The organism is Variovorax sp. YR216 (assembly GCF_900107745.1).
Classification (GTDB): domain Bacteria; phylum Pseudomonadota; class Gammaproteobacteria; order Burkholderiales; family Burkholderiaceae_C; genus Variovorax.
Genome location: NZ_FNRO01000002.1, coordinates 312,830 through 338,595, shown reverse-complemented (window position 1 = coordinate 338,595; position 25,766 = coordinate 312,830). Strand labels below are relative to the sequence as shown.

Annotated in this window: 24 protein-coding genes; 4 read left to right on the top strand and 20 right to left on the bottom strand. The window is 66.4% G+C overall.

Going from position 1 to position 25,766, the window contains the following annotated elements:
* Positions 1-115: 115 nt before the first annotated feature.
* From BLW05_RS06390 to flgB, 18 genes are all read right to left on the bottom strand, one after another.
* The gene (locus BLW05_RS06390; protein ID WP_093161188.1) at positions 116-1,825 is read right to left on the bottom strand and encodes a methyl-accepting chemotaxis protein; all 1,710 of its coding nucleotides are present in this window, start codon (positions 1,823-1,825) and stop codon (positions 116-118) included.
* A gap of 18 nt (positions 1,826-1,843) precedes the next feature.
* The gene (locus BLW05_RS06385; protein ID WP_093161187.1) at positions 1,844-3,550 is read right to left on the bottom strand and encodes a methyl-accepting chemotaxis protein; all 1,707 of its coding nucleotides are present in this window, start codon (positions 3,548-3,550) and stop codon (positions 1,844-1,846) included.
* A 31-nt stretch (positions 3,551-3,581) separates the two neighbouring features.
* The gene (locus tag BLW05_RS06380; RefSeq protein ID WP_093161185.1) at positions 3,582-4,070 is read right to left on the bottom strand and encodes a chemotaxis protein CheW; all 489 of its coding nucleotides are present in this window, start codon (positions 4,068-4,070) and stop codon (positions 3,582-3,584) included.
* Positions 4,071-4,091: 21 nt separating this feature from the next.
* A complete protein-coding gene (locus BLW05_RS06375; RefSeq protein ID WP_093161184.1) occupies positions 4,092-5,687 on the bottom strand; it encodes a methyl-accepting chemotaxis protein in 1,596 nt (531 codons plus the stop codon).
* A gap of 6 nt (positions 5,688-5,693) precedes the next feature.
* Entirely contained in the window at positions 5,694-7,244 is a 1,551-nt protein-coding gene (locus tag BLW05_RS06370) for a methyl-accepting chemotaxis protein (protein WP_093161182.1), read from the bottom strand.
* Between the two features lie 97 nt (positions 7,245-7,341).
* Positions 7,342-9,309, bottom strand: coding sequence for a methyl-accepting chemotaxis protein (locus tag BLW05_RS06365; protein ID WP_256330069.1), 1,968 nt, complete (start codon positions 9,307-9,309; stop codon positions 7,342-7,344).
* Between the two features lie 22 nt (positions 9,310-9,331).
* Complete coding sequence (locus tag BLW05_RS06360) at positions 9,332-10,882, bottom strand: methyl-accepting chemotaxis protein (protein ID WP_093161181.1); 1,551 nt, start codon at positions 10,880-10,882, stop codon at positions 9,332-9,334.
* A gap of 47 nt (positions 10,883-10,929) precedes the next feature.
* Positions 10,930-12,627: a methyl-accepting chemotaxis protein gene (locus BLW05_RS06355; RefSeq protein WP_093161179.1), complete on the bottom strand. Its 1,698-nt coding sequence runs from the start codon at positions 12,625-12,627 to the stop codon at positions 10,930-10,932.
* Between the two features lie 52 nt (positions 12,628-12,679).
* On the bottom strand, positions 12,680-13,198 hold the full coding sequence (locus BLW05_RS06350; RefSeq protein ID WP_093161178.1) for a chemotaxis protein CheW: 519 nt from the start codon (positions 13,196-13,198) through the stop codon (positions 12,680-12,682).
* 51 nt (positions 13,199-13,249) lie between these two features.
* Complete coding sequence (flgJ, locus tag BLW05_RS06345) at positions 13,250-14,233, bottom strand: flagellar assembly peptidoglycan hydrolase FlgJ (RefSeq protein WP_093161176.1); 984 nt, start codon at positions 14,231-14,233, stop codon at positions 13,250-13,252.
* Between the two features lie 9 nt (positions 14,234-14,242).
* Complete coding sequence (locus BLW05_RS06340) at positions 14,243-15,304, bottom strand: flagellar basal body P-ring protein FlgI (protein WP_256330068.1); 1,062 nt, start codon at positions 15,302-15,304, stop codon at positions 14,243-14,245.
* Between the two features lie 142 nt (positions 15,305-15,446).
* Positions 15,447-16,112 (bottom strand): flagellar basal body L-ring protein FlgH, encoded by a 666-nt coding sequence (locus BLW05_RS06335; RefSeq protein ID WP_093161173.1) that lies wholly within the window; start codon positions 16,110-16,112, stop codon positions 15,447-15,449.
* Between the two features lie 95 nt (positions 16,113-16,207).
* Complete coding sequence (gene flgG, locus BLW05_RS06330; RefSeq protein WP_093161172.1) at positions 16,208-16,990, bottom strand: flagellar basal-body rod protein FlgG; 783 nt, start codon at positions 16,988-16,990, stop codon at positions 16,208-16,210.
* Between the two features lie 46 nt (positions 16,991-17,036).
* On the bottom strand, positions 17,037-17,777 hold the full coding sequence (gene flgF, locus BLW05_RS06325; protein ID WP_093161171.1) for a flagellar basal-body rod protein FlgF: 741 nt from the start codon (positions 17,775-17,777) through the stop codon (positions 17,037-17,039).
* Between the two features lie 22 nt (positions 17,778-17,799).
* Positions 17,800-19,032 (bottom strand): flagellar hook protein FlgE, encoded by a 1,233-nt coding sequence (flgE, locus tag BLW05_RS06320; RefSeq protein ID WP_093161170.1) that lies wholly within the window; start codon positions 19,030-19,032, stop codon positions 17,800-17,802.
* Positions 19,033-19,066: 34 nt separating this feature from the next.
* A complete protein-coding gene (locus tag BLW05_RS06315; RefSeq protein WP_093161168.1) occupies positions 19,067-19,753 on the bottom strand; it encodes a flagellar hook assembly protein FlgD in 687 nt (228 codons plus the stop codon).
* A gap of 26 nt (positions 19,754-19,779) precedes the next feature.
* Positions 19,780-20,175, bottom strand: coding sequence for a flagellar basal body rod protein FlgC (gene flgC, locus BLW05_RS06310; RefSeq protein ID WP_093161167.1), 396 nt, complete (start codon positions 20,173-20,175; stop codon positions 19,780-19,782).
* A 38-nt stretch (positions 20,176-20,213) separates the two neighbouring features.
* Entirely contained in the window at positions 20,214-20,621 is a 408-nt protein-coding gene (gene flgB, locus BLW05_RS06305; RefSeq protein WP_093161165.1) for a flagellar basal body rod protein FlgB, read from the bottom strand.
* Between the two features lie 175 nt (positions 20,622-20,796).
* Here flgB and flgA point away from each other — a divergent pair, with 175 nt between their 5' ends.
* The 3 genes from flgA to BLW05_RS06290 all read left to right on the top strand — a co-directional run bounded on the left by flgA (position 20,797) and on the right by BLW05_RS06290 (position 22,364).
* Positions 20,797-21,501 (top strand): flagellar basal body P-ring formation chaperone FlgA, encoded by a 705-nt coding sequence (gene flgA, locus BLW05_RS06300; protein ID WP_093161164.1) that lies wholly within the window; start codon positions 20,797-20,799, stop codon positions 21,499-21,501.
* A 120-nt stretch (positions 21,502-21,621) separates the two neighbouring features.
* Positions 21,622-21,912: a flagellar biosynthesis anti-sigma factor FlgM gene (gene flgM / locus BLW05_RS06295; protein WP_093161162.1), complete on the top strand. Its 291-nt coding sequence runs from the start codon at positions 21,622-21,624 to the stop codon at positions 21,910-21,912.
* A complete protein-coding gene (locus tag BLW05_RS06290) occupies positions 21,909-22,364 on the top strand; it encodes a flagella synthesis protein FlgN (RefSeq protein ID WP_256330066.1) in 456 nt (151 codons plus the stop codon). The genes flgM and BLW05_RS06290 overlap by 4 nt, the downstream gene beginning before the upstream one ends.
* 20 nt (positions 22,365-22,384) lie before the next feature.
* Here the strand turns inward: BLW05_RS06290 and BLW05_RS06285 are convergent, their stop codons facing one another.
* Positions 22,385-23,518 (bottom strand): zinc-binding dehydrogenase, encoded by a 1,134-nt coding sequence (locus BLW05_RS06285; RefSeq protein ID WP_177142574.1) that lies wholly within the window; start codon positions 23,516-23,518, stop codon positions 22,385-22,387.
* A gap of 53 nt (positions 23,519-23,571) precedes the next feature.
* Positions 23,572-24,885, bottom strand: coding sequence for a hemolysin family protein (locus BLW05_RS06280; protein ID WP_093161161.1), 1,314 nt, complete (start codon positions 24,883-24,885; stop codon positions 23,572-23,574).
* 23 nt (positions 24,886-24,908) lie between these two features.
* Between BLW05_RS06280 and BLW05_RS06275 the strand changes: the two genes are divergently transcribed.
* A complete protein-coding gene (locus tag BLW05_RS06275) occupies positions 24,909-25,751 on the top strand; it encodes a symmetrical bis(5'-nucleosyl)-tetraphosphatase (protein ID WP_093162085.1) in 843 nt (280 codons plus the stop codon).
* Positions 25,752-25,766: the final 15 nt, after the last annotated feature.

Sequence of the window (25,766 nt, the reverse complement as noted above, 5' to 3'; positions counted from 1 at the left end):
CTGTGTGGTGAGGAGTTCGGCGGGGGGTGGCATCGCTGCGATGCCTTCCCCGTCTATATCGGCACCCTCGGGTGGATGTTGAAGACCTGCGGCGCCGGTGCGGGGATCAGGCGGATCAGAATTCCGTCCAGTCGCCCGAGGGTTCGGTGCGCGCGACGGCCTGCGGCTGCGCTGCGGGCGCCGGCTTTGCAGCCGGTGCGGACTTGGCGGCGCGCGGCGATGCGGCCGGCGCACTCTTCGCACGTGCCTGCGCAATCGCGCGGGCAGCCTCGTTGTCGCTGCCGAGGCGGAAGATGCTGACGGACTTCACGAGGCTCGTGGCCTGCTCCTGCAGCGAACCCGCGGCGGCAGCGGCTTCCTCGACCAGTGCGGCGTTCTGCTGCGTGACCTGGTCCATCTGCGTGATGGCCTGGTTGATCTGCTCGATGCCCGAGGTCTGTTCCTGGCTCGCCGCGGTGATCTCGCCCATGATGTCGGTCACCCGCTTCACGCTCTCGACGATCTCTTCCATCGTGCGGCCGGCTTCGGCCACCTGCTTGCTGCCTTCCTCGACCTTGCCCACCGAGTCGTCGATGAGGGTCTTGATTTCCTTGGCAGCAGCGGCAGAGCGTTGCGCGAGGTTGCGCACTTCGGAAGCAACCACTGCGAAGCCGCGGCCCTGCTCGCCGGCGCGTGCGGCTTCGACGGCCGCATTCAGCGCCAGGATGTTGGTCTGGAAGGCGATGCCGTCGATGACACCGATGATGTCCACGATCTTGCGCGACGAGGCATTGATCGAGCCCATGGTGTCCACGACCTGATTCACCACGCTGCCGCCGCGCACGGCGACTTCCGAAGCCGACACCGCGAGCTGGTTCGCCTGACGTGCGTTGTCCGCGTTCTGCTTCACCGTGCTGGTGAGCTCTTCCATCGACGCTGCGGTTTCTTCCAGCGAACTGGCCTGCTCTTCGGTGCGCGACGACAGGTCCTGGTTGCCCGATGCGATCTGGCCCGACGCAGTCGCGATCGTGTCCGTGCCCGTGCGCACTTCGCTCACGATCTTCACGAGGCTGCCGTTCATCTCCTTGAGCGCCGCGAGCAGCATGCCGGTTTCATCCGTGGTCTGCGCATCGATGCGGCTGGTGAGATCGCCAGCGGCGACCGACTGGGCCACCTTCACCGCATCCGTGAGGGGCTTGGCGACGGCGCGGGCGATGGTGAGCGCGAGCACGAGCCCCACCACGATGCTGCCGATCAGCAGGCCGACGACCCACACGCGCGCACTGGCATAAACCGCGTCGGCCGTCTGGTCGGCCTTGCTCGCACCGGCCAGGTTCACCGCGGCGAGCTTGTCGATCATCTCGTTGAGCTCGCGGTTCAGTCGCAGCGACTCGCCGCGGATCACCGCAGTCGCGCCATCTTTCTTCTGTGCGCGCGAGAGTCCCACGACCTTCTCATGTTCCGCCGCGTAGAGCGCAAGCGTCTTCTTGTACACGGGGAAGATCTCGCGCTCTTCGGGTTCGGAGACGAGCTTCTCGTACTCGGCGACGTTCTTCTGCAGGTCGTTCCAGGTGGCGCCCATCGACTTTTCGTAGTCGGACATTTCCGTCAGCGTGTCCGAGAGGATGTGCTGCAGCTCGGCCGTGCGGTAGCGCGCCATGAGGCTCTTGGACTCGAGCAGGGTGCGCGTGGACGGCATCCAGTTTCTCGTGATCTCGGTCGACATTTCGTTGACCTTCGAGAGCTGCACGATAGAGATCACACCGACGACGACGGTCAATGCAAGCACCGCGATGAAGGATACGAGCAGCTTGGCTGAGATCCTGAGATTGGCAAAGGTTTTCATGATCAATTTCTTTCTGGTTCAGAACTCGGTCCAGTCCCCCGAGGCGCTGCCGGACGCGGCGAGTCGGGGTTCCGTCTTCACTTCCTTGGCGCGCGCAGCAGGCGCCGCCTTGGCGCGGCCCTTCGGTGCGGCGACCGGCGCACGCTTGACCGCGGGCGCAGCCTTGACTTGCGTATGCGCGTCCAGACGGAACACGCTGACGGCTTGAACGAGGCTCGTGGCCTGGTCCTGCAGCGAGCCTGCGGCGGCAGCGGCCTCTTCGACCAGCGCGGCGTTCTGCTGCGTGACCTGGTCCATCTGCGTGATCGCCTGGTTGATCTGCTCGATGCCCGAGGTCTGCTCCTGGCTGGCGGCGGTGATCTCGCCCATGATGTCGGTCACCCGCTTCACGCTTTCGACGATCTCATCCATCGTGCGGCCGGCTTCCGCCACCTGCTTGCTGCCTTCCTCGACCTTGCCCACCGAGTCGTCGATGAGGGTCTTGATTTCTTTCGCTGCGGCGGCCGAACGCTGCGCGAGGTTGCGCACTTCGGAGGCGACCACTGCGAAGCCGCGGCCCTGCTCGCCGGCGCGGGCGGCTTCGACGGCCGCATTCAGCGCCAGGATGTTGGTCTGGAAGGCGATGCCGTCGATGACACCGATGATGTCCACGATCTTGCGCGACGAGGCATTGATCGAGCCCATCGTGTCGACCACTTGCGAGACGACACTGCCGCCGCGCACGGCCACTTCCGAGGCCGACACTGCAAGCTGGTTGGCCTGACGCGCGTTGTCGGCGTTCTGCTTCACCGTGCTGGTGAGCTCCTCCATCGAGGCTGCCGTCTCTTCCAGCGAGCTCGCCTGCTCCTCGGTGCGCGAAGAAAGGTCCTGGTTGCCCGAGGCGATCTGGCTCGACGCCGTCGCGATCGTGTCCGTGCCCGTGCGCACCTCACCCACCACCTTCGAGAGGCTGTCGTTCATCTCCTTGAGCGCACGCATCAACTGTCCGGTCTCGTCCCTGGACTCCACCGCGATGCGCGAGCTCAGGTCGCCGGCCGCCACGGTCTCGGCCACCTTCACCGCCTCGCCCAGCGGCTTGACGATGCTGCGCGAGATCAGCACGGCAAAGCCGATGCCGAGCACCATCGTCAGCACGAAGAGCACCATGCGCATCTGGAGCGCGCGAGCGTTCGCCTCGTCGATCGCCTGGCTCATGTCGTTGATGGCCTTGCGCTCCATCGAGAGCAGGTCCAGCACGCGCATCTCGTACGCCTTGGCAGCGGGCTGGAACTGCTCCTTGAAGGCGCGCTCGGTTTCCGCCACGCTGCCGGACGCCTTGGCCTTGCTCACTGCGTCCTTGGCCGCCTGGTACTTGGCGCGCAGGTCGACGATGGACTTGAACATCGCCTTCTCTTCGTCCACGACCAGGAGCGCCTCGACCTTCGCCATGGTCTCGCTGCCCTTCTTCACGCTGTCGGAGATCACGTCGGCAAAGGTGACCGGCAAGGTCTCGTCGGTGGTCTTGGCGATCATCGAGGTCCGTGCGATGGCCGAGTAGGTCAGCACGTACCAGTCGGAGATGAGCCGCTCCTTGGCCAGGGGGCTTTCCATCATGTGCCGCGTGGCCTCGGCATTGCTCCTGGCCGTGACCAGGGAGAAGGCGCTCGAGAGGATCGTGAGTGCCAGCACGACGCCGAAGCCGATGGCCAGGCGCGTGCCGATGCGTACGTTGGACAGGAGTTTCATGATCGGGCGTTGAAAGTGGGTGCCGTCAGGCTCAGGCCGCAGCCGCTTCGACGAGGCCCATCTCTTCGCTGGACATCAGGCGGTCGATGTCCACGAGGATCAGCATCCGCTCTTCCAGCGTGCCCAGCCCGATCAGGTAGTCCGTGTCCAGCGCCGAACCCATCTCCGGCGCGGGCTTGATCTGCTCCGCAGTCAACGTGATCACGTCCGACACGCTGTCCACCACCATCCCCACCACGCGCCCGCCGATGTTCAGCACGATCACCACCGTGAACTGGTCGTAGCTCGGCGCTCCAATGCCGAAGCGGATGCGCATGTCGATGATCGGCACGATGATCCCGCGCAGGTTCACCACTCCCTTGATGAACTCCGGCGCGTTCGCGATCCGCGTCACCGCGTCGTAGCCACGCAGCTCCTGCACCTTCTGGATGTCGATGCCGTATTCCTCGTGGCCGAGGGTGAACGACAGGAATTCCAGCGGCTTGTCTGCCTTCGATGTATCGGTTGTCTTCATCTGCATTTCCTTGACTCCACTTGAGAATTAATTGCGCTCCAGCTTGAACACGCTGACCGCGTCGACGAGGCCGCCGGCCTGCTCCTGCAGTGCCTGGGCGGCGGCCGACGCCTGTTCGACAAGTGCCGCGTTCTGCTGGGTGACCTGGTCCATCTGCGTGATGGCCTGGTTGATCTGTTCGATGCCCGCGGTCTGTTCCAGGCTCGCGGTGGTGATCTCGCCCATGATGTCGGTCACGCGCTTCACGCTGCCGACGATCTCTTCCATGGTCTTGCCGGCCTCGCCGACGAGCGCGGTGCCCGCGCCGACCTTGCCGACCGAGTCGTCGATCAGGCCCTTGATCTCCTTGGCCGCCGTGGCCGACCGCTGCGCCAGTCCGCGCACCTCGGCGGCGACCACCGCGAAGCCCTTGCCCTGCTCGCCCGCGCGCGCCGCTTCCACGGCAGCGTTCAGCGCGAGGATGTTGGTCTGGAAGGCGATGCCGTCGATCACGCCGATGATGTCGGCGATCTTTCGCGACGAGGCGTCGATGGCGGCCATCGTGTCCACCACCTGCGACACCACGCTGCCGCCCTTGACCGCCACGTCCGACGCCATCACCGCCAATTGGTTGGCCTGACGCGCGTTGTCGGCGTTCTGCTTGACCGTGCTGGTGAGCTGCTCCATCGACGCGGCCGTCTCTTCGAGCGAGCTCGCCTGCTGCTCGGTGCGCGCGGACAAGTCCTGGTTGCCCGTGGCGATCTGGCCGGAGGTGCTCATCACACCCGAAACGTTGACATCGACGTCCGCGACGATCGCGCGGAGGTTGGCGCTCATCTGGTTGAGCGCACGCAGGAGATCCTTGGTCTCGTCCTCCGGATGGATCTCGAACGTCGCGAGCGCGCCGCCGGCGATGGCCCGGGCCACGTCCAACGCCTGATCGAGCGATCGGAAGACACTGCGGCCGAGGAAGTGGCCCAGCCCGGCCCACGCGAGCGTCGCACCGACGGTGGCCGCAGCGACGAGATGGGGCAGCCAGCTCTGCGCGCCCGACTTCGCCACAAGCGCCGAGGCCTCCGTCCATGCCGCGCCGCCGAAGCCGAGCGTGAGAAGCGCCGCGGCGCTCGTCACCGAGAAGACCCGGCGGCGGACCGGGACGCGACGCAGCCAGCCGATCGGATCGGACCAGGCGGGCGAGACGACCTCGCCCTGCACGATCCTCAGGCCGCCGGCCTTGCCTTCCAGGATCCGGCGATAGACCTGTTCGGCGCCCATGACATCGGCACGCTCGGGCCGGCTGCGCACGGACATGTAGCCCACCGCCGCGCCGTTGCGGCGGACCGGGGTGACGTTGGCTTGCACCCAGTAGAAGTCGCCGTTCTTGCGGCGGTTCTTGACCAGCCCCGTCCACGGCAGGCCGCGGCCGAGCGTGTCCCACATGTCGGCGAAGGCTTCGGCCGGCATGTCCGGATGGCGCACGATGTTGTGGGCCTTGCCCATGAGCTCTTCGACGGTGTAGCCACTGACCTCGACGAAGATCGGATTGACGTAGGTGATCCGTCCCTTGAGGTCGGTGCGCGAGACCAGCGCCGCGCCCTGCGGCAGCGGGTACTCGATATCGGTGATCGGGAGATTGACGCGCATGTCGGTTCAGCGGCCTTCCAGTCGGAACACGCTCACCGCGCCCGTGAGGCTGCCGGCTTGTTCCTGCAGCGATGCGGCGGCTGCTGCCGCTTCCTCGACCAGCGCGGCGTTCTGCTGCGTGACCTGGTCCATCTGCGTGATCGCCTGGTTGATCTGCTCGATGCCCGAGGTCTGCTCCTGGCTGGCGGCGGTGATCTCGCCCATGATGTCCGTCACGCGCTTCACGCTTTCGACGATCTCATCCATCGTGCGGCCGGCTTCGGCCACCTGCTTGCTGCCTTCCTCGACCTTCTCGACGGAATCCCCGATGAGGGTCTTGATTTCCTTCGCTGCGGCGGCCGAACGCTGCGCGAGGTTGCGCACTTCGGAGGCGACCACTGCGAAGCCGCGGCCTTGTTCTCCTGCACGTGCGGCTTCGACGGCCGCATTCAGCGCCAGGATGTTGGTCTGGAAGGCGATGCCGTCGATGACACCGATGATGTCCACGATCTTGCGCGACGAGGCATTGATCGAGCCCATCGTGTCGACCACTTGCGAGACGACACTGCCGCCGCGCACGGCCACTTCCGAGGCCGACACTGCCAGCTGGTTCGCCTGACGCGCGTTGTCGGCGTTCTGCTTGACGGTGCTGGTGAGTTCTTCCATCGACGCTGCGGTCTCTTCCAGCGAACTGGCCTGCTCTTCGGTGCGCGAAGAAAGGTCCTGGTTGCCCGAAGCGATCTGGCTCGACGCCGTCGCGATCGTGTCCGTGCCATTGCGCACCTCGCCGACGACGCGCGCGAGGCTCTGGTTCATCTCCTTGAGCGCATGCATCAGCTGGCCCGTCTCGTCACGGCTCTGCACTTCGATGCGGCTGCCCAGGTTGCCGGCGGCCACGGTCTCGGCCACCGAAACCGCCTCGCCGAGCGGGCGGACGATGCCCGCCGTCAGGCGCCACGCCAGGAAAGCGCCCAGCGCAAACGCCACGAGCGACAGCGCGATCAGCGCATTGCGGCCCTGCAGATGATCAGCCTCGATGCCGGCGGCCACACCGTCGATCAGCGCGCGCTCGTAGTCGGCCAGCGCACCCACCGCCTTCTCGTACTTCGAAAGACCCGCGGCGAACGGACCGTCGACCAGCTTGGTCGCGCCCTCGAGGTCGCCGTCGGCCTTGAGCTTGTTCATCACGCCCAGCATCTCGAGCACGCTGCGGCGCGCCTCGGCCACTTCGCCGTAGAGCTTCTTCTCTTCCGGCGTGACCATCGTCTCCTCGATCTTCTTCTGGAGCGGATTGATGATGGCCTGGCCCGCGGCGAGTTCCTTCTTGAAGTAGGCCTCGGTGGCAGGGTCGGTTGCCTTCACGATCGCGAAGGTCCGCACGATGCTGGCGGCAAGGTTCTTGGCCCACTCGGCCACCATGCGCTCCTTGGCCAGCGGGCCGGCGACCATCTCCTCGGTCGCGTTGCCCACGTTGGACAGACGATGCATCCCAGTGCCGGCAATCAGCGCCATCAGGACCAGCATGGCGCCGAAGCCGATGGCCAGGCGCGTACCGATCTTCAGATCCTTCAATCTCATCGCACTTTCCTTCAATGATTCGAACTTGGAAACCGGCGGTCGGCCGCCGGCGCAATCGTTTTCTTATCGGCAGGTGCGGACAAAACTGAAGACACCGTTACGCTTCGTGCGCCAACCTGAAGACGCCCACGACCAGCGACAGGCTTCCGGCCTGCTCCTGCAGCGCCTGTGCGGCGGCGGACGCCTCTTCGACCAGCGCGGCGTTCTGTTGCGTCACCTGGTCCATCTGCGTGATCGCCTGACTGACCTGTTCGATGCCCGAGGTCTGCTCCTGGCTCGCGGCGGTGATCTCGCCCATGATGTCGGTCACCCGCTTCACGCTCTCGACGATCTCTTCCATCGTGCGGCCGGCTTCAGCGACTTGCTTGCTGCCTGCCTCGACCTTGCCCACCGAGTCGTCGATGAGGGTCTTGATTTCCTTGGCAGCAGCGGCAGAGCGTTGCGCGAGGTTGCGCACTTCGGAGGCGACCACCGCAAAGCCGCGGCCCTGCTCGCCGGCGCGGGCGGCTTCGACGGCCGCATTCAGCGCCAGGATGTTGGTCTGGAAGGCGATGCCGTCGATGACACCGATGATGTCCACGATCTTGCGCGACGAGGCATTGATCGAACCAATGGTGTCGACCACTTGCGAGACGACACTGCCGCCACGCACGGCCACTTCCGAAGCCGACACCGCGAGCTGGTTCGCCTGACGCGCGTTGTCCGCGTTCTGCTTCACCGTGCTGGTGAGCTCTTCCATCGAGGCTGCCGTCTCTTCCAGCGAGCTCGCCTGCTCCTCGGTGCGCGACGACAGGTCCTGGTTGCCCGATGCGATCTGGCTCGACGCCGTCGCGATCGTGTCCGTTCCGTTGCGCACTTCGCCGACCACATTGGCCAGACCCAGCCGCATGGCGTCGACTGCGCGGGTGATCACGCCGATCTCGTCACGGCGGGCCGAGTTCAGCGGCGTCGACAGGTCACCCTGGCCGATCGCACGGACGTGCTCGCCGAGATCGCTCAGCGGGCGCACCGTACGGCGGATGAACAGCACGAGTCCGAAGCACAGCAGCACGGCCGCGGCGGCAATGAAGCTCCCGAGCCACGTCAACTGGCGCAGGAGGCCGGCCAGGACTTCCGACTGAGGCACTTCGGCCACCACCAGCCATCCGGTCGTCCGGCTGCGAGCCACCGATGCATGCCGCGACCCCTTGGTGCCGGCCACGAGCACGGCGGGGGCATCGTCGATCCAGAACGCGTCATCGCCCTTCAAGCGGTCGATCCAGTCCGGCGCCTTGTCGCGCAACACCTCGGCGAGCGGCTTGCCCGCCTCCGTCGGATGAAACACGAGGACCGCGCCGTCGGCTGTCCCCTTGGGGTCGACGATGTAGAGCCCGCCGGTGTCGAAGACCCGCGTGCCATTCACCGCTTCGCCGAGCGACGCCTGCTGGCGCGAGATGTCCAGCCCGACGTAGAGCACCGCGACAACGCGCCCGGCCTCGTCCTGCACCGGGTCGTAGACGGTCATGTAAGGGCGGCCGAACAGCGTGACCCGGCCGACGAAGCGCTTGCCCTGCCGCAGTTGCGCGTAGGCGGCGCTCTTGCGATCGAGCAGGGTTCCGACCGCGCGCTCGCCGTTTTCCTTCTTCACCGAGGTGGTGACGCGGCGGAAGTCCTCGTCCTGCGCAACGAATACGGTGGCGTTGGCGCCCGGAAAATCGCGCGCGAAACCGTCGACCTCGACGGTGCTGCGGATCGGCAGTCCGTTGCTGGTCAGTTCGCCTTTGTCGTTGACCGCGAAGGTGGGTGCGAACTGCCGGCGGAACACGCCGAAGACGTTCTCCGCGTTGAGGTACATGGTCTGGTCGAAGACATCCAGCGAGCGAGCGACGGCCTCCGCCTTCGCATTGGCGTACTGCGCCGCACTGCGCTGTTGCTGCGCGGCGGCGACCGCGTAGAAGATGCCCAGAACAAGCACCATCACGGCGACGATCGCCAGCATCGCGCGCATGCTCAGCGTGCGGGCAAGCGAAACGAAGCCGCTCGGCCGTCCCTCGCCGCTTCGATCGGGGGCGCTTTTCAACGACAAGAATTCACTCCCTGGGTCCAACTCAGGCTTCGAGCTTGAAGACGCTGACGACCTGCGACAGGTTGCCCGCCTGCTCGCGCAGCGAGCCCGCAGCGGCGGCGGCCTCCTCGACCAGCGCGGCGTTCTGCTGCGTGACCTGGTCCATCTGCGTGATCGCCTGGTTGATCTGCTCGATGCCCGAGGTCTGCTCCTGGCTCGCGGCGGTGATCTCGCCCATGATGTCCGTCACCCGCTTCACGCTGTCGACGATCTCGTCCATCGTGCGGCCCGCTTCGGCCACCTGCCTGGTGCCCTCTTCGACCTTCTCGACGGAATCGTCGATCAGGGTCTTGATTTCCTTGGCAGCGGCGGCAGAGCGTTGCGCGAGGTTGCGCACTTCGGAGGCGACCACCGCGAAGCCGCGGCCCTGCTCACCTGCACGTGCGGCTTCGACGGCCGCATTCAGCGCCAGGATGTTGGTCTGGAAGGCGATGCCGTCGATGACGCCGATGATGTCCACGATCTTGCGCGACGAAGCGTTGATCGAGCCCATCGTGTCCACCACTTGCGAGACGGCGCTGCCGCCACGAACGGCCACTTCCGAAGCCGACACCGCAAGCTGGTTGGCCTGACGCGCGTTGTCCGCGTTCTGCTTGACGGTACTGGTGAGTTCCTCCATCGAGGCAGCCGTCTCTTCGAGCGAGCTGGCCTGCTCCTCGGTGCGCGACGACAGGTCCTGGTTGCCCGAGGCGATCTGGCTCGACGCCGTCGCGATCGTGTCCGTGCCCGTGCGCACTTCGCCGACGATCTTCACGAGGCTGTCGTTCATCTCGCGCAGCGCGTGCATGAGCTGCCCGGTTTCGTCCTTCGAGTGCACCTCGATGCGCGAGGTGATGTCACCGGCAGCCACGGTCTCTGCCACTTTCACCGCTTCGCGGATCGGTTGTGTGATCGAGCGGGTGATGAGCCATGCGACGCCCGCACCGAGCAGCACGGCGAGCACGCCGAGCCCGATCATGAGGCTGCGCGCGCGCTCGTAGTCGGCGAGCGCCTCGGCGCTGATGCCGTCGGCGCGCCTGACCTGATGGGCATTCAGATCGTCCAGCGCGGCGAGCGTTGCGCGCACCGCCGGAGCGAACTTCGTCATGAGAAGCTGCGTCGCTTCGTCATTCTTGTTCTGTCGCGCCAGCTCGATGAGCTGCTCGCTGAGCGGCGCAGCGACAGCCAGCGCCTCGTCGACCTTGACGAGGTTCTTCTTGCCTTCTTCGGACGTGACCCGCTTGCGCAGGGCCTTGTTCGCCTCGGCGAAGCGCTCGCGCGCGCCGGCGATCTTCTTCATCTGGGCGGCGATGCCCGCCTCGTCGTTGATCAAGACAAGCTCGGTGCCGTAGGTGGCGATGTCGCGGATCGTGGTGAGCATCGAGTTCACCGCGGCGATCTTCACGTTGTTGTCGTTGACGATGCGGTCGAGCCGGTCGTTCTGGCTCGACAGCGAGTTCACGCCCAGGGCGGCGGTGGCCGCCATGAACAGGAGGATGAGGGTGAAGCCAAGGCCCAGTCGCGAGCCGATCTTCAGGTTGGACAAGGAAGTCATCGTCGTGGCGCCTCTTCAGGGCGCGTGTCTTTCGTAGGTGGGGGATCTCAGAACTCGGTCCAGTCGCCCGCCCCTGAGATGGCGGTCGCGGCCGGAACCTTGGGGGTTGTCTTCCTTGGAGTCGCCGCTGTCGCGGTTGCGGCCTTGGCGGCCGTCTTCTTCACCGCAGCGACTGCGGCCGTTTGGGGCTTCGCAGACGCTGCGTTGTCGTCGAGCTTGAACATGCCGACGACCTGCGACAGCCCGCCGGCCTGCTCCTGCAGCGATGCGGCGGCCGCGGCGGCTTGCTCGACCAGCGCGGCGTTCTGCTGCGTGACCTGGTCCATCTGCGTGATCGCCTGGTTGATCTGCTCGATGCCCGAGGTCTGCTCCTGGCTCGCCGCGGTGATCTCGCCCATGATGTCGGTCACGCGCCGCACGCTGCCGACGATCTCGTCCATCGTCTTGCCGGCCTCGTCGACCAGGGCGCTGCCGATGTCGACCTTGCCCACTGAGTCGTCGATGAGGCTCTTGATCTCCTTGGCCGCCGCCGCGGAGCGCTGTGCCAGGCTGCGCACTTCGGATGCGACCACCGCGAAGCCCTTGCCCTGCTCGCCGGCACGCGCCGCTTCCACGGCGGCGTTCAGTGCCAGGATGTTGGTCTGGAAGGCGATGCCATCGATCACGGCAATGATGTCGACGATCTTGCGCGACGAGGCATTGATCGACGCCATGGTGTCGACCACCTCGTTCACCACCTTGCCGCCCTTCACCGCGACTTCGGACGCGGAGACCGCGAGCTGGTTGGCCTGCCGGGCGTTGTCGGCGTTCTGCTTGACCGTGCTGGTGAGCTCTTCCATCGACGCCGCGGTCTCTTCGAGCGAGCTTGCCTGTTCCTCGGTGCGCGACGACAGGTCCTGGTTGCCGGCGGCAATCTGCCTCGAAGCGACCACGATCGAATCAGTCGCCGTACGGATTCGCCCCACCATGTCCGTGAGCATGTCTTCCATCTCGCCCATGCCGTTCAGCAGGCGGCCGAAGTCGCCGCCGCGTCCGGACTCGAAGTCCTGGCTGAGGTCGCCGGAGGCCACGGTCTCGGCAATCAGCAGTGCCTCGTCGATCGGCTCGACGATGCTGCGTGTCAGCAGCCATGCGAGCACCGATCCCACCGCGAGCGCCAGCGCCGCAAGCAGGATCACCTGGTTGCGACCGGAGCGGTACAGCTCGTCGATGGCGCTCGCGGTCTGGTCGATCTGATCCTTCTGGTGGTTCGCCATCGCGCGGATGCTCGCGTCATAGGCGTCGAGCGTGGGGACCAGCTTCTCCTTGCCCAGCGACGCGGCCGCCTCGGCCTTGTCATCCGACTTGAGCTTCAGGATCGAGTTGCGCAGCTCCAGGTATTCCGCGCGCCGGGCCTTGATGTCCTTGCTCAGCGCCAGTTCCTCGGGGGTGCTCAGCATGTCCTCGAGGTTCTTCTGCGTCTCGTTGATGACGGCGCTGTTCTTGCTGATGCTCTTCTGCAGGAAGTCCTGGACTTCGGGATCGTTGCTCTTGAGGAGGGCAAAGGTCCGCACGCTGTTGGTGCTTGTGGCCAGCAGCCAGGCCGCCGCCAGGCGTTCCTTCTCCAGCGACCGCCGCGTCATTTCATGCGTGGCATCGCCCACGCCCTGCAGCCGGGCCACGCCGATTGCCGCGATGGCAGCCACCAGCGCCAGCACCAGCGCGAATCCGCCGCCCAGGCGCGTGCCGATCTTCCAATCCTTCATCCCTGCCTCCTCCGTCGATGTGTTTCGAAATCGTCCTGCCTGGCGCCAGGCCTCAGGCGGCGAGCTTCTCGATCAGCCCCATCTCTTCGCTGGACATCAGGCGGTCGATGTCCACCAGGATCAGCATCCGCTCTTCCAGCGTGCCCAGCCCGATCAGGTAGTCCGTGTCCAGCGCCGAACCCATCTCCGGCGCGGGCTTGATCTGCTCCGCAGTCAACGTGATCACGTCCGACACGCTGTCCACCACCATCCCCATCACGCGCCCGCCGATGTTCAGCACGATCACCACCGTGAACTGGTCGTAGCTCGGCGCTCCAATGCCGAAGCGGATGCGCATGTCGATGATCGGCACGATGATCCCGCGCAGGTTCACCACCCCCTTGATGAACTCCGGCGCGTTCGCGATCCGCGTCACCGCGTCGTACCCACGCAGCTCCTGCACCTTCTGGATGTCGATGCCGTATTCCTCCTCGCCGAGGGTGAAGGTGACCACCTCCAGCCGTCCCGAGTTGGCGAGGGCCTGGGAAGCGGCGCTGCCCGCGCGAGGCTGGAGGGTCGTGATCTCTGCCATGGGGTTCCTTTGCGTTGGCTGTGAGAGTGGGTTCTGTTGGCTATCGGCAGATCAGCCGAATTTCTGCATGATCCGGACGAGCTTTTGTCCGTATTGCGGGTCCGTGGCGTAGCCGGCGCGCTGCAGGCCGTGCGCGGCTTCGGTCGGGTCGCCGGCCGTGACCACGCCGGCATACCGCGGATTGCGCGTCATGAAGCGTGCGTAGTCGGTGAAGGCTTCCTCGTAGGAGTCGTAGGCCCTGAACTTCGCGCGCACGCGCTGCGGCTCGCCGTCGACGTACTCGGTGGTCGTCGTCTCGACCACGCGGCCCTGCCAGCTCTTGTCGGCCTTGATGCCGAAGAGGTTGAAGCTCTGCGTGCCGTCGTCGGCACGGATCTCGCGCTTGCCCCAGCCCGATTCGAGCGCGGCCTGCGCGAGGATCAGCGGTGCCGGCACGCCGCTGGCTTCGCTCGCGGCCTGCGCCGACGCACCCATGCGATCGACGAAGGCATCGACATGACCCTGCAGCGAGGCGGTCGCGGCCGAGCTGCCGCCGCGGTCGTTGTTCACCTGGTAGACGCTCAGATCGACGCGCGTGGACGGCGCCGGCGCCGAGCCGAGCGGAATGCCCGAGTCCGGCTTCAGCGGCATGCCGCCGCGCGGCAGGAGCGACATCGGCACGGCCTCGACATCCATGTTCGCCCCGCCCGATGCAACCTGCCGCTGGAGCTGCACCAGCATGGCCTCGGCCAGGCCGACGCCGCGGCCCGAGAGGTTCTGCGAGAGCTGCTGGTCCAGCATCGACGTGTAGATCTTCTCGCTCTGGCTGTCGAAAAGGCCGCTTTGCGGCGTCGCCTCGCGCATGCTCTTGAGCACCATGTTCATGAACATCGCCTCGAACTGGCGCGAGACCTGGCGAAGCCCTTCTTCCGGCGAGGTGCGGGTGGTGCGCTTGAGCGCATCGACGCCCTGCACATCGAGCGCGAAGCGCTGGTCCAGCGCACCGCTGCGGCTGGTGTCGGCAACGCTCGTCGCAGGTGTTGCGGTGATCCCCATGCCGCGTCCTCAGATGATCTCGAGCTCGGCGCGCAGCGCACCGGCCGTCTTCATGGCCTGCAGGATGGAGACCAGGTCCTGCGGATTCGCGCCCAGTGCATTGAGGCCCTTGATCACGTCGGACAGCGACGCACTGCCGCGCACCATCTGCAGCGCACCGCTGCCCTGGTTGACCGAGATCTCCGACTGCGCCGCCTCGACCGTGCGCCCGCGCGAGAACGCCTCCGGCTGGCTGACCACCGGCTGGGTGTTGATGACCACCGACAGGTTGCCGTGCGCCACCGCGCATTCGCTCACGCGGACTGCCTGGTTCATCACCACCGACCCGGTGCGCGCATTGATGACCACGCGCGCGACGGCCTGCGCCGGCGTCACTTCGAGGCCTTCGAGGCGTGCGAGGAACCCGACGCGCTCCTGCGGCGATTCCGGTGCCTGAACGCGGATCACGCGCCCGTCCACCGCCTCGGCGGTTCCGAACCCGAACTGGCGGTTGATCGCCTCGACCGCGCGTTGCGCCGTGCCGAAGTCCGAGCGCGTGAGCTCGACCGTGAGAGCGCCTTCGCCGCCCACCGCCGTCTCCACGGTGCGCTCCACGATCGCGCCGGAGGGAATGCGACCGGAGCTGAGCTGGTTGATCTGCACCTTGCTGCCGTTGGCCGACGCACCTGCGCCGCCGACGACCATGTTCCCCTGCGCGATCGCGTAGATCGCGCCATCGACACCCTTGAGCGGCGTCATCAGCAGCGTGCCGCCGCGAAGGCTCTTGGCATTGCCCATCGAAGACACCGTCACGTCGATCGCCTGGCCGGGCCGCGCGAACGAGGGCAGCGTCGCCGTGACCATCACCGCCGCCACGTTCTTGAGCTGCATGTTCACGCCCTGCGGCATCGTGATGCCCAGCTGCTGAAGCATGTTGTTCAGGCTCTGCGTGGTGAACGGCGTCTGCATCGTCTGGTCGCCGGTACCGTCCAGCCCCACCATCAGCCCATAGCCGATCAACGCGTTGTCCCGCACCCCCTGAATCGTCGCCAGCTCCTTGAGCCGCTCCGCATGCACCGGCGCCACAAGCAAGAACGCGCAAGCAAGCGCAAGCGAAGCGAAGCGAACGCCCTTGGTGAAACACCGCGGAACCGGCTTTGCCGGGCCGCCGGTGTTGCCCCCTGCAAGGGGGTTGGCGAAGCGACACGAAGTGCGCGAAGACTGGGGGTGCATATCAAAATGGTGCGACGTTGAGGAAGAAGCGCTGGAGCCATCCCATGTTCTGCGCTTCGTCGATGTAGCCCTTGGCCGTGTATTCGATGCGTGCATCGGCCACCTGGGTCGAAAGCACGGTGTTGACGCCGGTGACGGTGCGCGGGTTCACCACGCCGGAGAAGCGGATGAACTCCGTCCCCTGGTTGATGCCCATCTGCTTCTCGCCACTCACCAGCAGGTTGCCGTTGGGCAGCACGTCGGTCACGGTGACCGTGATCGTGCTGTTGAAGGTGTTCGTGGCATTGGCGCCGCCCTTCGCCGTGAGCGCGTTGGTGCCGGCCAGCTTCGCGTCCTGGTTGTCCAGCAATCCGCCGAGCACCTTCGGGATCGGATTGAAGGCCGCGGTCATGCTTCCGTTTCGGCTCGCGTTCGCGCCCGAGTTCTTGCTCGCGTTGAGCTTTTCGCTGATGACGATGGTCAGGATGTCCCCGATGCTGCGCGGCCGGCGATCCTCGAACAGGGCGATGCCGCGCCCGTTGTCCTGGAAGATCGCACCCGAACGCGACCGGCTCGGCAACTGGTTCATCTCGTCGGCGCGCGCGGTCATCGGCTGGTGCACCAGCGGATCGCGCGGGATCTGCGCGCAGCCGACCACGAGAACAAGCACCGCGCTCGCCACCGCCATCCGGGCGACACCGCGGAACCGGCTTCGCCGGCCCGCCGGTGTCGCCCCCGGCGAGGGGGTTGGCGGCCACACGAAGTGGGCAAGCCTGGGGGAGGTCATAGCTGCGCGAGACGGGCGAGCATCTGGTCGGACGTTTGAATCGCCTTGCTGTTGATCTCGTACGCACGCTGCGTCGCGATCATGTTGACCAGCTCTTCCACCACGTTGACGTTCGACGCTTCGGTGTAGCCCTGCGTCAGGACGCCCGCGCCATCGACGCCGGGGTTCACCACATTGGGCGCGCCCGACGAATCCGTCTCGGTGTAGAGGTTCTCGCCCATGCTCTGCAGGCCGGTCGGATTGAGGAAGGTCGCGATCTGCAATTGCCCGACCTGCACCGTCGCCTGGCTGCCGGCCTGCGTGACCGACACGATGCCGTCGCGGCCGATCGTGAGGCTGGTGGCGTTCTGCGGGATGTTGATCGCGGGCTCGATCGTGTAGCCGCTCGCGGTGACGAGCTGGCCTTCCGCGTTGGTCTGGAACGAGCCGTCGCGCGTGTAGGCCATCGTGCCGTCGGGCATCGTGACCTGGAAGAAGCCCGAACCGTTGATGGCAACGTCCTTCGGGTTGTCGGTCTTGGTCATGTTGCCCTGCGAGTGCATGCGCTCGGTGGCGACCACGCGCACTCCGGTGCCCACCTGCAGGCCCGAAGGCAGGCGCGTCTGGTCGGAGGTCTGGCCGCCGACCTGGCGGATGTTCTGGTAGAGCAGGTCTTCGAACACCGCGCGGCTCTTCTTGAAGCCGGTGGTGGAGACGTTGGCGAGGTTGTTGGAGACGACGTCGAGCTGCGTCTGCTGGGCTTCGAGGCCGGTCTTGGCCACGTAGAGGGAACGGATCATGGAGAGGGCTCCTGCGGGGTTGCTTGGGGGTTGCTGAGGGCGCGGATCAGCCGTAGGCGAGCAGCTTGTTGGCCGACTGCGCGTTGGTGTCGGCGGACTGGATGGACTTCATCTGCATCTCGAAGCTGCGTCCGTTGGCGATCATGGCCACCATGGCTTCGACCGGATTGACGTTGCTGCCTTCGATCGCGCCGGCCGTGACCGTCACCGCGGGATCGGCCTCGGCGGGCGGCAGGCCCTGGCGCATGCGGAAGAGACCGTCTTCCCCGCGCTCCAGATTGGCGGCCGGCGGGTTCACGAGCTTCATTCGGCCGACGATGTTCAGGCCCGTCAGCGGATCGCCAGGCGCGTGCGCCGTGATGCTGCCGTCCGCGGCAATGGTCACGGACGAGCCCGGGGGAATCACCAGCCCGCCGCCGTCGCCGACCACCGGGCGTCCACCCATGGTCGTGACCTGGCCGTCGGAGGCCACCTGGAGGTTGCCCACGCGGGTGTAGGCCTCGCCGGTCGGCGTCTGCACCACCAGCCAGCCGTCGCCGCGCACCGCGACGTCGAGTTCGCGCCCGGTGTCCGTCACCGGACCCTGCCGGAAGTCCGCACCCTGCGTGGTCGCAGCCACGAAGGCACGGGTGGGCGATTCCTCGCCGACAACCGGCACCGCGCGAAACGCATTGATCTGCGCACGGAAGCCCGGCGTCGACACGTTCGCCATGTTGTTGGCGACCGAGGCCTGTTGCTCCATGGCCTGCTTGGCGCCGCTCATGGCGACATACAGCATTCGATCCACTGGTGGCTCCTATCGCGTCGCGTCAGCGGATGTTCATCAGCGTCTGCATGACCTGGTCCTGCGTCTTCACGGTCTGCGCGTTGGCCTGGTAGTTGCGCTGCGCGACGATGAGGTTGACGAGTTCCGAGGTCAGGTCGACGTTGGACGATTCCAGCGCGCCGGAGGCCAGCGAGCCGAGCTTGCTGCCCTCGGCGGGCGTGCCGGTGAGCGCGGCGCCAGACGCTTGCGTCTCGGCGTACATGTTGTCGCCCTTCGGCTCCAGGCCGTTGGGGTTGGCGAAGGACGACAGCACCACCTGGCCCAGCAGCTTGGTCTGCTCGTTGGAGAACTTGCCGGTGATGGTGCCGTCGGCGTTGATCGAGAACGAGGTGAGCTGGCCGGATGTGTAGCCGTCCTGCGCGAGCTTGCTCATGCCGTTGGCCGCGCCGACCTGCGTGGTGCCGCTCAGGTCGACGGTGATGTTCGATACGGCCGCGCCATTGGTGTAGGTCAGGGTCGGCAGCGTGATCTTGCCGCCCGCCGGTGCGGTGAGGTTGCCGTTGGTGTCGAAGGTCAGCGAACCCAGCGGCGAGCCGGCCGGCGCAGGCGCTGCCAGTTGGATCTGGGTGCCGTCGATCGTGCCGTAGGTATCCCACGAGTTGGCGCCGGTCTTCACGAAGTACACCGCCAGGTCGTGCGGATTGCCGAGCGAGTCGTACACCGGGCCGATCGCGTTGGAGTAGTTGAAGGTGTCCGAGTCGGTCGGATCGAACGGCGTCTTGGTCGGCACGGTGCTGCGCGAGTCGACGTTGAACTCGGCCTGCACGCCGGTGGTGGCGTTCGGCGACATCGGGGTCGTGGGGATCTGGATCGCGGTGGGCGTGCCGCCGCTGATGCCGCCACTGGCGTTGACGCCGTAGCCGGTGAGACGCAGGCCGGACGCGTTGACGATGTAGCCGTCCTTGTCCTTGGTGAACTGGCCGTTGCGCGAGTACATGACCTCGCCGTTCGCGCTGGTGAGGCGGAAGAAGCCGTCGCCGTTCATGATCGCCACGTCGAGCGGGCGGCTGCTGGTCTGCGTCACGCCCTGCGAGAAGTCCTGCACCACGCCCGACACCGCCACGCCGAGGCCGACGCGCGAGCCGGCATAGATGTCCGAGAAAGTGGCGGTAGACGACTTGAAGCCCACGGTGCCCGAGTTGGCAATGTTGTTGCCGATGACATCGAGATTCGCGGCAGCGGCGCCGAGCCCGCTGATGCCCTGGGAAAAGGCCATGATGGATTCCTTGGTTCAGTACGTTGTGTGGAGGTCAGAGATACATGCGCACGTCGGACAGACCGATGCTCTGGCCGTTGGCGAGCTCGAGCGTGACGCCGCTGGTGCCCTGCTTGACAGCGGCAACCTGTGAGAAGGCGAGCGCGGTCGAGCTCACTGTGCTGCTGCCGTTCGTCGCGGCGACGGTGAACGTGTAGTTGCCCGCGGGCACGACGTTGCCCGAGTCGTCCTTGCCGTCCCACGCGACGGCATTCACGCCCTGGTTCATGGAGCCTGCGTCGATGGTGCGCACGGTCTTGCCAGTGGCATCGACGATCTTGATCTGCACGTCGGAGGCCGTGCCGGGCAGTTCCACCCCGAAGGCCTTCACGGCGGGGTCCGCGCCCTCGGCCGGCGCCGTGGTGGTCAGCGTGTTGCCGGGCGACAGCACCGCGTAGCCGACGAGCGACGCGGCCTGCAGCACCTGGCTCGTGCCGGTCTGGCTCACCAGGCCCGACAGCGTGCTGTTGAGCTTCTCGATGCCGCTCACGGTGCTCATCTGCGCGAGCTGCGAAGTCATTTCCGAGTTCTGCATCGGATTGAGCGGATCCTGGTTGTTGAGCTGCGCGACCAGCAGCTTCAGGAAGCGCTGCTCGTTGTCGTCGCTGGAGACGCTCGCGGTGCTGGCCGCGGCGCTGGCGGCGTTGACGCCGCTGATGGATGAGGTGTCGGCGATGGCCATGGCTTGGTTCTTTCTTCGCGGTTGGATTACTGGCCGATGGTCAGGGTCTTGACCATCAGCGTCTTGGCGGTGTTGAGCACCTCGACGTTGGCCTGGTAGCTGCGCGAGGCGGAGATCATGTTGGTCATCTCCTCGACCACATTGACGTTCGGCATCGCGACGTAGCCGCCGGCGTTGGCATGCGGGTTCTTCGGGTCGTAGACCATCTTGGCGGGCGATGGGTCCTCGACGACGCGCGCGACCTGCACGCCGCCGATGTCCTGCTGGCCCGAGGGCGCGACCTCGAAGACGACCTGCTTGGCGCGGTACGGCTGGCCGTCGGGCCCCGCGACGCTTTCCGCGTTGGCGAGATTGCTGGCGGTCACGTTCATGCGCTGCGACTGCGCGGTCATGGCGGAACCCGCCACGCTGAAGATGTTCATGGAAGCACTCGGGAGTGGCATCGGATGGCTCCTCGTGCTTACTGCTGGACCGCGGACAGCATGGTCTTGATCTTCGCGCTGAGCACCGTGAGGTTCGACTCGTAGCGCAGCGCGTTGTCGGCGAAGTTGATGCGCTCGACGTCCATCTCGACGGTATTGCCGTCGATGCTCGACTGCGTGGGCACGCGATAGAGAAGGTCCTGGTCGGGCATCGACCTGGCCTCGCCCGCGAGGTGGCGCGACGAAGTCGTCGCCATCGCGAACGATTGCGCCTGGCGGCCCTGCTCGACGGCCTGCGAGAGCCGGCTGCTGAAATCGAAGTCGCGCGCCTTGTAGTTGGGCGTGTCGGCGTGGGCGATGTTGGCCGCCAGCACTTCCTGGCGCTCGGCCCGCAGATTGAGTGCTTCGCGGTTGAAGCGAAGCGCTGCATCCAGCTTGTCGATCATCTTCTTTCCATCCTTTGTGGCGTCGCGTCCGCACTGGGCATGGCGACAGATGGAAAGCGAGTCTATGCACGGGACGTTTTTGCAATGGGTCGAACAAAGGGGGTTTTAGCCAGCACTTCGCCACTTCGCTTCGGGGGGTGTCTTCCTAGAATTCCCCGGCAACACATCGATTCCCATGGAACAACGCAAGACCTTCGGACGTCTCCTTCGCATCGTTCTGCCGGCATGCATGGCGGGCATCGGCGTGGCGTCGTTCGCCGCCTCCCAGCTGCCTGAAGAGGCACGCGAGGCCGCCCTGCGCTACCTGCAGGTGCAGACCTCCGGGCTGCCGGGCAAGGCCAAGGTGACCTTCATGCCCACTGGCGGTGCGCTTCCGCCCTGCAGCGACTTCGAAGCTTTCATGCCGACCGGCACGACGCCCTGGGGCCGCGTGTCCATCGGACTGCGCTGCCGCGGCGACAAGCCGTGGACCCGCTTCGTCTCGGCCAACGTGGCGGTGGAAGGCCGCTACTTCGTGGCCGCGCGCGCGATCGAGCCTGGCGTGACGCTGGGTGCGGGCGATTTCATCGAACGCACCGGCGATCTCACCGCGCTGCCGCGCAATGTGGTCACCGACGCGAACGCACTGCGCGGCGTCACCAGCGCGCAGCGCATCACCGCGGGTGCGCCGCTGCGCAAGGAACACATGCGCAGCATGATCGTGATCCAGCAGGGACAGACGGTGCAGGTGGTCGCGCAGGGCGCAGGCTTCACCGTGAGCACCGAAGGCAAGGCCATGACACGCGCCGAAGTCGGCGCCGCCGTGCAGGCCAAGACACGCGATGGCCGTCTGGTGAGTGGCATCGCCGACGAAGAAGGCCAGATCCGGCTGGCGCAATGACGCACCGGCATACGTAGGGACGCGTAGTGGTCTTCATGGATCGTCAATCCAGCCCCGAGGTCCTAAAGTTCCGAACCGTTTCGCCGATATAGGGGGCGAGCCCCCTTTTGAGGAACCATCTTGAAAATCGATCAACCAGCGTCTTCGGCGACGCCTCTCATCCGCCCCGCGAAATCGGGTTCCGCTGCCGCGAGTTCCGCCGGAGCCGCCGGGTCGTCGAAGGACGCGGCGCAGGTGTCGGCCCAGGTTCACGCGCTGCCGGGCGCTGCCAGCGGTGATTTCGACGCCGCCCGCGTCGCGGCGATCCGCGAGGACATCCGCGCCGGGCGCTACCAGGTCAACCCCGAGCGCATCGCCGACGGCCTGATGGACAGCGTGCGCGACCTGCTCGATTCCGGAAAAAACCCATGAACACGATGCTGCTGTACCTTCATGCGGAGAAATCCTGCATCGAGGAATTCCTGGTGCTGCTCGCGCAGGAAGAGAACGCCATGACCGAACGTCGCTTCGGTGATCTGGAACAGATCACCGAACAGAAGGTACAGCTGCTAGACCGCATCGCCGAGATCGACCGCCAGCGCGAGACCGCGCAATCGGCGCTGGGCTTCGAACCGGGTGCTGCCGGGGCCGACGCCGCGGCGATGGCCGGCGGCGAAGCGACCCGCCAGGCCTGGCAGGCGCTGCAGGAGCTGGCCGAGGAGGCCCGTGCCCAGAACCTGCGCAATGGATCGATCGTCCACACGCACCTGGACTTCACGCACAAGGCACTGCAGTTCCTGCAGTCGAGCGTGCAGCTCTTCTACGGACCGGACGGCAGCCGCAAGACCACGTCCGGCGGCGGCACGCGGCTCGCGATGGGCTGAAGATGGGCTGAGCCGGGGACCTACCGGCTCGGATTGAGCAGGTACTTCTCGCCGGTCGCCTGCTTCGAATAGACCGCGATCTCGCCGAGCGAGAGCGCCTCCACCATCGACACTTCCTTCGTGTAGCGGCTCGCGAAGGTCGTCTTCAGTTCGGCCGCCACGCGCGCCTTGAGCTTCTCCGCGCCTTCGGGGCCGATCTTCATCAGGAACGGGAACAGCAGCCAGCCCCCCATGCCCCAGCTCATGCCGAAACCGCGCGTGAATTCGGTCGGACCGCGGTCGAGCCCGCCGTAGATGTAGACCTGCTTGTGCGTGGTGGTGCCGTAGCGGCTGTATTCGGTCGCCTTGCGCAGGAGCGCGGCTTCCATGCAGTTGAGGATCTGTCCTGCCAGCTTGCCGCCGCCGGTCGCATCGAAGGCCAGCGTGGCGCCGGTCGCGGCCAACGCATCGGTCAGGTCCTGCATGAAGGTCGGCGAGGTGGCATTGCAGACGTATTTGGCGCCGATGCCGCGCAGGATGTCCTCCTGCTCCTGCTTGCGAACGATGTTGACCAGGGGGATGCCGTCCTTGATGCAGATGCGGTTGAGCATCTGGCCGAGATTCGACGCCGCGGCGGTATGCACGAGCGCCTTGTGGCCCTCGCGCCGCATCGTCTCGACCATGCCGAGCGCGGTGAGCGGATTGACGAAGGACGAGGCGCCTTCCGCCGCGGTCGCGCCTTCGGGCAGCGCCATGCACTGCGCAATGTCGATGCAGCGGTATTGCGTGTACATCGCGCCGCCGATCATCGCCACGGTCCTGCCCAGCAGGGCCTGTGCCTGCGGCGAGGCGCCGGCCGCCACGACGACGCCTGCGCCTTCGTTGCCGACCGGCATGGACTGGTCCGCCCGGCCGGCCATGCCTTTCATCGCCGCTTCGGGGATGGCGGCGGTCACGACCGGCCGCTGCGGCGTGCCCGAGGCCTTGGCGGTGCGCAGGTCCGCCGCGCCGAACAGCAGCCCCAGGTCCGACGGGTTCATCGGCGAGGCCTCGACCCGCACCACCACTTCGTTCGCGGCAGGCTGGGGGATGGCGTCCTCCTGAAGCGAGAGTTCCAGCTCGCCGCTGCTGCGGACGAGGGAACGGATCTGCAGGGTCTTGCTCGGCACGGTCATGGCGGGTCTCCGGATGGGGGCCGGCCAGTATAGGAGCGGGGTCGGTTCTTCGCTCAGGAGGCCTGTCCGGGCGCCCGCGTATCGGGATGCGCCAGCACGCGGTCGATTCGCCTGCCGTCGAGCGCGGCCACCTCGAAGCACCAGCCGGCGCAATCGATGTGCTCCCCGACCTCCGGCAACTGGCCCGAGACGAACATCAGCAGGCCGGCGACGGTGTTGTATCGGCCGCGGTCCTCATCCGGCAATTCGCGGATGCCGAGCCGTGCACGCAGTTCGGACACCGGCATCAGGCCATCGAGCTCCCAGACGCCGTCGGCGCGCTGCCGCGCCCAGGCCTCGGCATGCGTCGGCACCTGCAGCTCGCCGGTGATGGCTTCGAGCAGGTCGCGCGGCGTCATCAGCCCCTGTACCACCCCGTATTCGTCGACCACGAAGACCAGCCGGCCGGCGCGCGAGCGGAACTGCTCGAGCATTTCCATGCCGGTGAGCGTCTCGGGCACGAACACCGCGGCCTGCACGGCTTCGCCCACCGTGCCCTGGTGTTCCGAACCGAGCTTGAGAAGATGCGCCACGCTGGTCACGCCCACCACGTCGTCGAGCGAGTTGCGGCACACCGGATACCACGAGTGGACCTGGTTGCGCGCGCCCGCCTCGGACACCTTCTGCAGGCTCTGGGCGATGGTCAGCGAGGCATCGAGCCATTCGATGTCGGCGCGCGGAATCATCAGCGAGGTCAGCCGCCGGTCGTCGAGGTGGAACACGTTGCGCACCATCTGGTGCTCGTGCATCTCGATCAGGCCGGCGTCCACGCCCTCTTCCAGGCTCGCCGAGATTTCTTCCTCTGTGACCACGCGGGCCGCGTTCGAGTCGATGCGCAGCAGCTTGAGCATGGCCGCGGTCGCGCTCGACAGCAGCAGCACGAAAGGCTTGGCGATGGAGGCGAGCCATCGCATCGGGCGGGCCACGTAGCGGGCCACCGGCTCGGGGTAGAGCTGCCCGATGCGCTTGGGCACCAGCTCGCCGAAGATGATCGTGAAGAAGGTGATGCAGGTCACCACGAACGCGGTCGATGCGACGCTGGCGGTGCCCCGGCCCAGGCCCATCCCTTCCATCCACGCGCCGAGCGGCTCGGCGAAGGCCGCTTCACCGACGATGCCGCTCAGCATGCCGATGGAGGTGATGCCGATCTGCACCGTGGAGAGAAACTGCGTCGGATTCCCCATCAGCTTGAGCGCCGCCGCGGCGCCCGCGTCCCCCGTCTCGGCCAGCGCGGCAAGGCGCGCCCGGCGGCTGGTGGAAAGGGCCATTTCGGACATTGCAAACAACGCATTGACCGTCGTCAGCAAGGCCAGGAGGAGAACGTCCATGAACGCAGGAGAGAATGGGGATCATGGCACTTTACTTGATCGGTGATCTGCAGGGCTGCGACGAACCCCTGCAACGGCTGCTGGACAAGATCGACTTCTCCCCGAGCCGCGACCGGCTGATCGTGCTCGGCGACCTGGTGAACCGCGGGCCCGCATCGGCCAAGGTGCTGCGGCGCGTGCACGGCTTCGGCGACGCGGCACAGAGCCTGCTCGGCAATCACGACCTGCATCTTCTGGGTGTGGCCTACGGTGCGCGCAAGGTCGCGCGCAAGGACACGCTCGGCGCCGTGCTCGATGCGCCGGACCGCGATGCGATGCTCGACTGGCTTCGTCATCAGCACGTGGCGCTGCGCCATGAGATCGGCGGCGGCACGCTGCTGACGGTGCATGCGGGCGTGTTGCCGCAATGGACGGTCGACGACACGATGCGCCTGGCGGGCGAACTCGAATCGGCGCTGCAGGGACCCCATGTCACTGACTTCTTCCGCACCATGTACGGCAATGAGCCCGCTCAATGGAATGATTCGCTGACCGGCGCCGCGCGGCTGCGCGTGATCGTCAACGCGCTGACGCGGATGCGCTATTGCACCGCCAGTGGCTTGATGGAATTCGAATCCAAGGATGCGGATGCCGGCGCGCCCGAAGGCTATATGCCGTGGTTCGACGTGCCGGGCCGCAAGACGTCGACCGCAACGGTGGCGTTCGGCCACTGGTCGACGCTGGGCTGGGTGTCAAGGCCGGACCTGATCTCGACCGACACCGGCTGCGTATGGGGCGGCTGCCTGAGCGCCGTGCGGATCGGCGCCACGCCGCAGGAGCGTGAGCTGATCCAGGTGAAGTGCCCCCAGGCCCAAAAACCCGGTTGATCAAGGCTGGGGGGG

Coding starts and splice junctions, on each gene's coding strand:
- BLW05_RS06390 (WP_093161188.1), bottom strand. CDS start 1,825: ATGAAAACCTTTGCCAATCTCAGGATCTCAGCCAAGCTGCTCGTATCC.
- BLW05_RS06385 (WP_093161187.1), bottom strand. CDS start 3,550: ATGAAACTCCTGTCCAACGTACGCATCGGCACGCGCCTGGCCATCGGC.
- BLW05_RS06380 (WP_093161185.1), bottom strand. CDS start 4,070: ATGCAGATGAAGACAACCGATACATCGAAGGCAGACAAGCCGCTGGAA.
- BLW05_RS06375 (WP_093161184.1), bottom strand. CDS start 5,687: ATGCGCGTCAATCTCCCGATCACCGATATCGAGTACCCGCTGCCGCAG.
- BLW05_RS06370 (WP_093161182.1), bottom strand. CDS start 7,244: ATGAGATTGAAGGATCTGAAGATCGGTACGCGCCTGGCCATCGGCTTC.
- BLW05_RS06360 (WP_093161181.1), bottom strand. CDS start 10,882: ATGACTTCCTTGTCCAACCTGAAGATCGGCTCGCGACTGGGCCTTGGC.
- BLW05_RS06355 (WP_093161179.1), bottom strand. CDS start 12,627: ATGAAGGATTGGAAGATCGGCACGCGCCTGGGCGGCGGATTCGCGCTG.
- BLW05_RS06350 (WP_093161178.1), bottom strand. CDS start 13,198: ATGGCAGAGATCACGACCCTCCAGCCTCGCGCGGGCAGCGCCGCTTCC.
- flgJ (WP_093161176.1), bottom strand. CDS start 14,233: ATGGGGATCACCGCAACACCTGCGACGAGCGTTGCCGACACCAGCCGC.
- BLW05_RS06335 (WP_093161173.1), bottom strand. CDS start 16,112: ATGGCGGTGGCGAGCGCGGTGCTTGTTCTCGTGGTCGGCTGCGCGCAG.
- flgG (WP_093161172.1), bottom strand. CDS start 16,990: ATGATCCGTTCCCTCTACGTGGCCAAGACCGGCCTCGAAGCCCAGCAG.
- flgE (WP_093161170.1), bottom strand. CDS start 19,032: ATGGCCTTTTCCCAGGGCATCAGCGGGCTCGGCGCCGCTGCCGCGAAT.
- BLW05_RS06315 (WP_093161168.1), bottom strand. CDS start 19,753: ATGGCCATCGCCGACACCTCATCCATCAGCGGCGTCAACGCCGCCAGC.
- flgC (WP_093161167.1), bottom strand. CDS start 20,175: ATGAACATCTTCAGCGTGGCGGGTTCCGCCATGACCGCGCAGTCGCAG.
- flgB (WP_093161165.1), bottom strand. CDS start 20,621: ATGATCGACAAGCTGGATGCAGCGCTTCGCTTCAACCGCGAAGCACTC.
- flgA (WP_093161164.1), top strand. CDS start 20,797: ATGGAACAACGCAAGACCTTCGGACGTCTCCTTCGCATCGTTCTGCCG.
- BLW05_RS06290 (WP_256330066.1), top strand. CDS start 21,909: ATGAACACGATGCTGCTGTACCTTCATGCGGAGAAATCCTGCATCGAG.
- BLW05_RS06285 (WP_177142574.1), bottom strand. CDS start 23,518: ATGACCGTGCCGAGCAAGACCCTGCAGATCCGTTCCCTCGTCCGCAGC.
- BLW05_RS06280 (WP_093161161.1), bottom strand. CDS start 24,885: ATGGACGTTCTCCTCCTGGCCTTGCTGACGACGGTCAATGCGTTGTTT.
- BLW05_RS06275 (WP_093162085.1), top strand. CDS start 24,909: ATGGCACTTTACTTGATCGGTGATCTGCAGGGCTGCGACGAACCCCTG.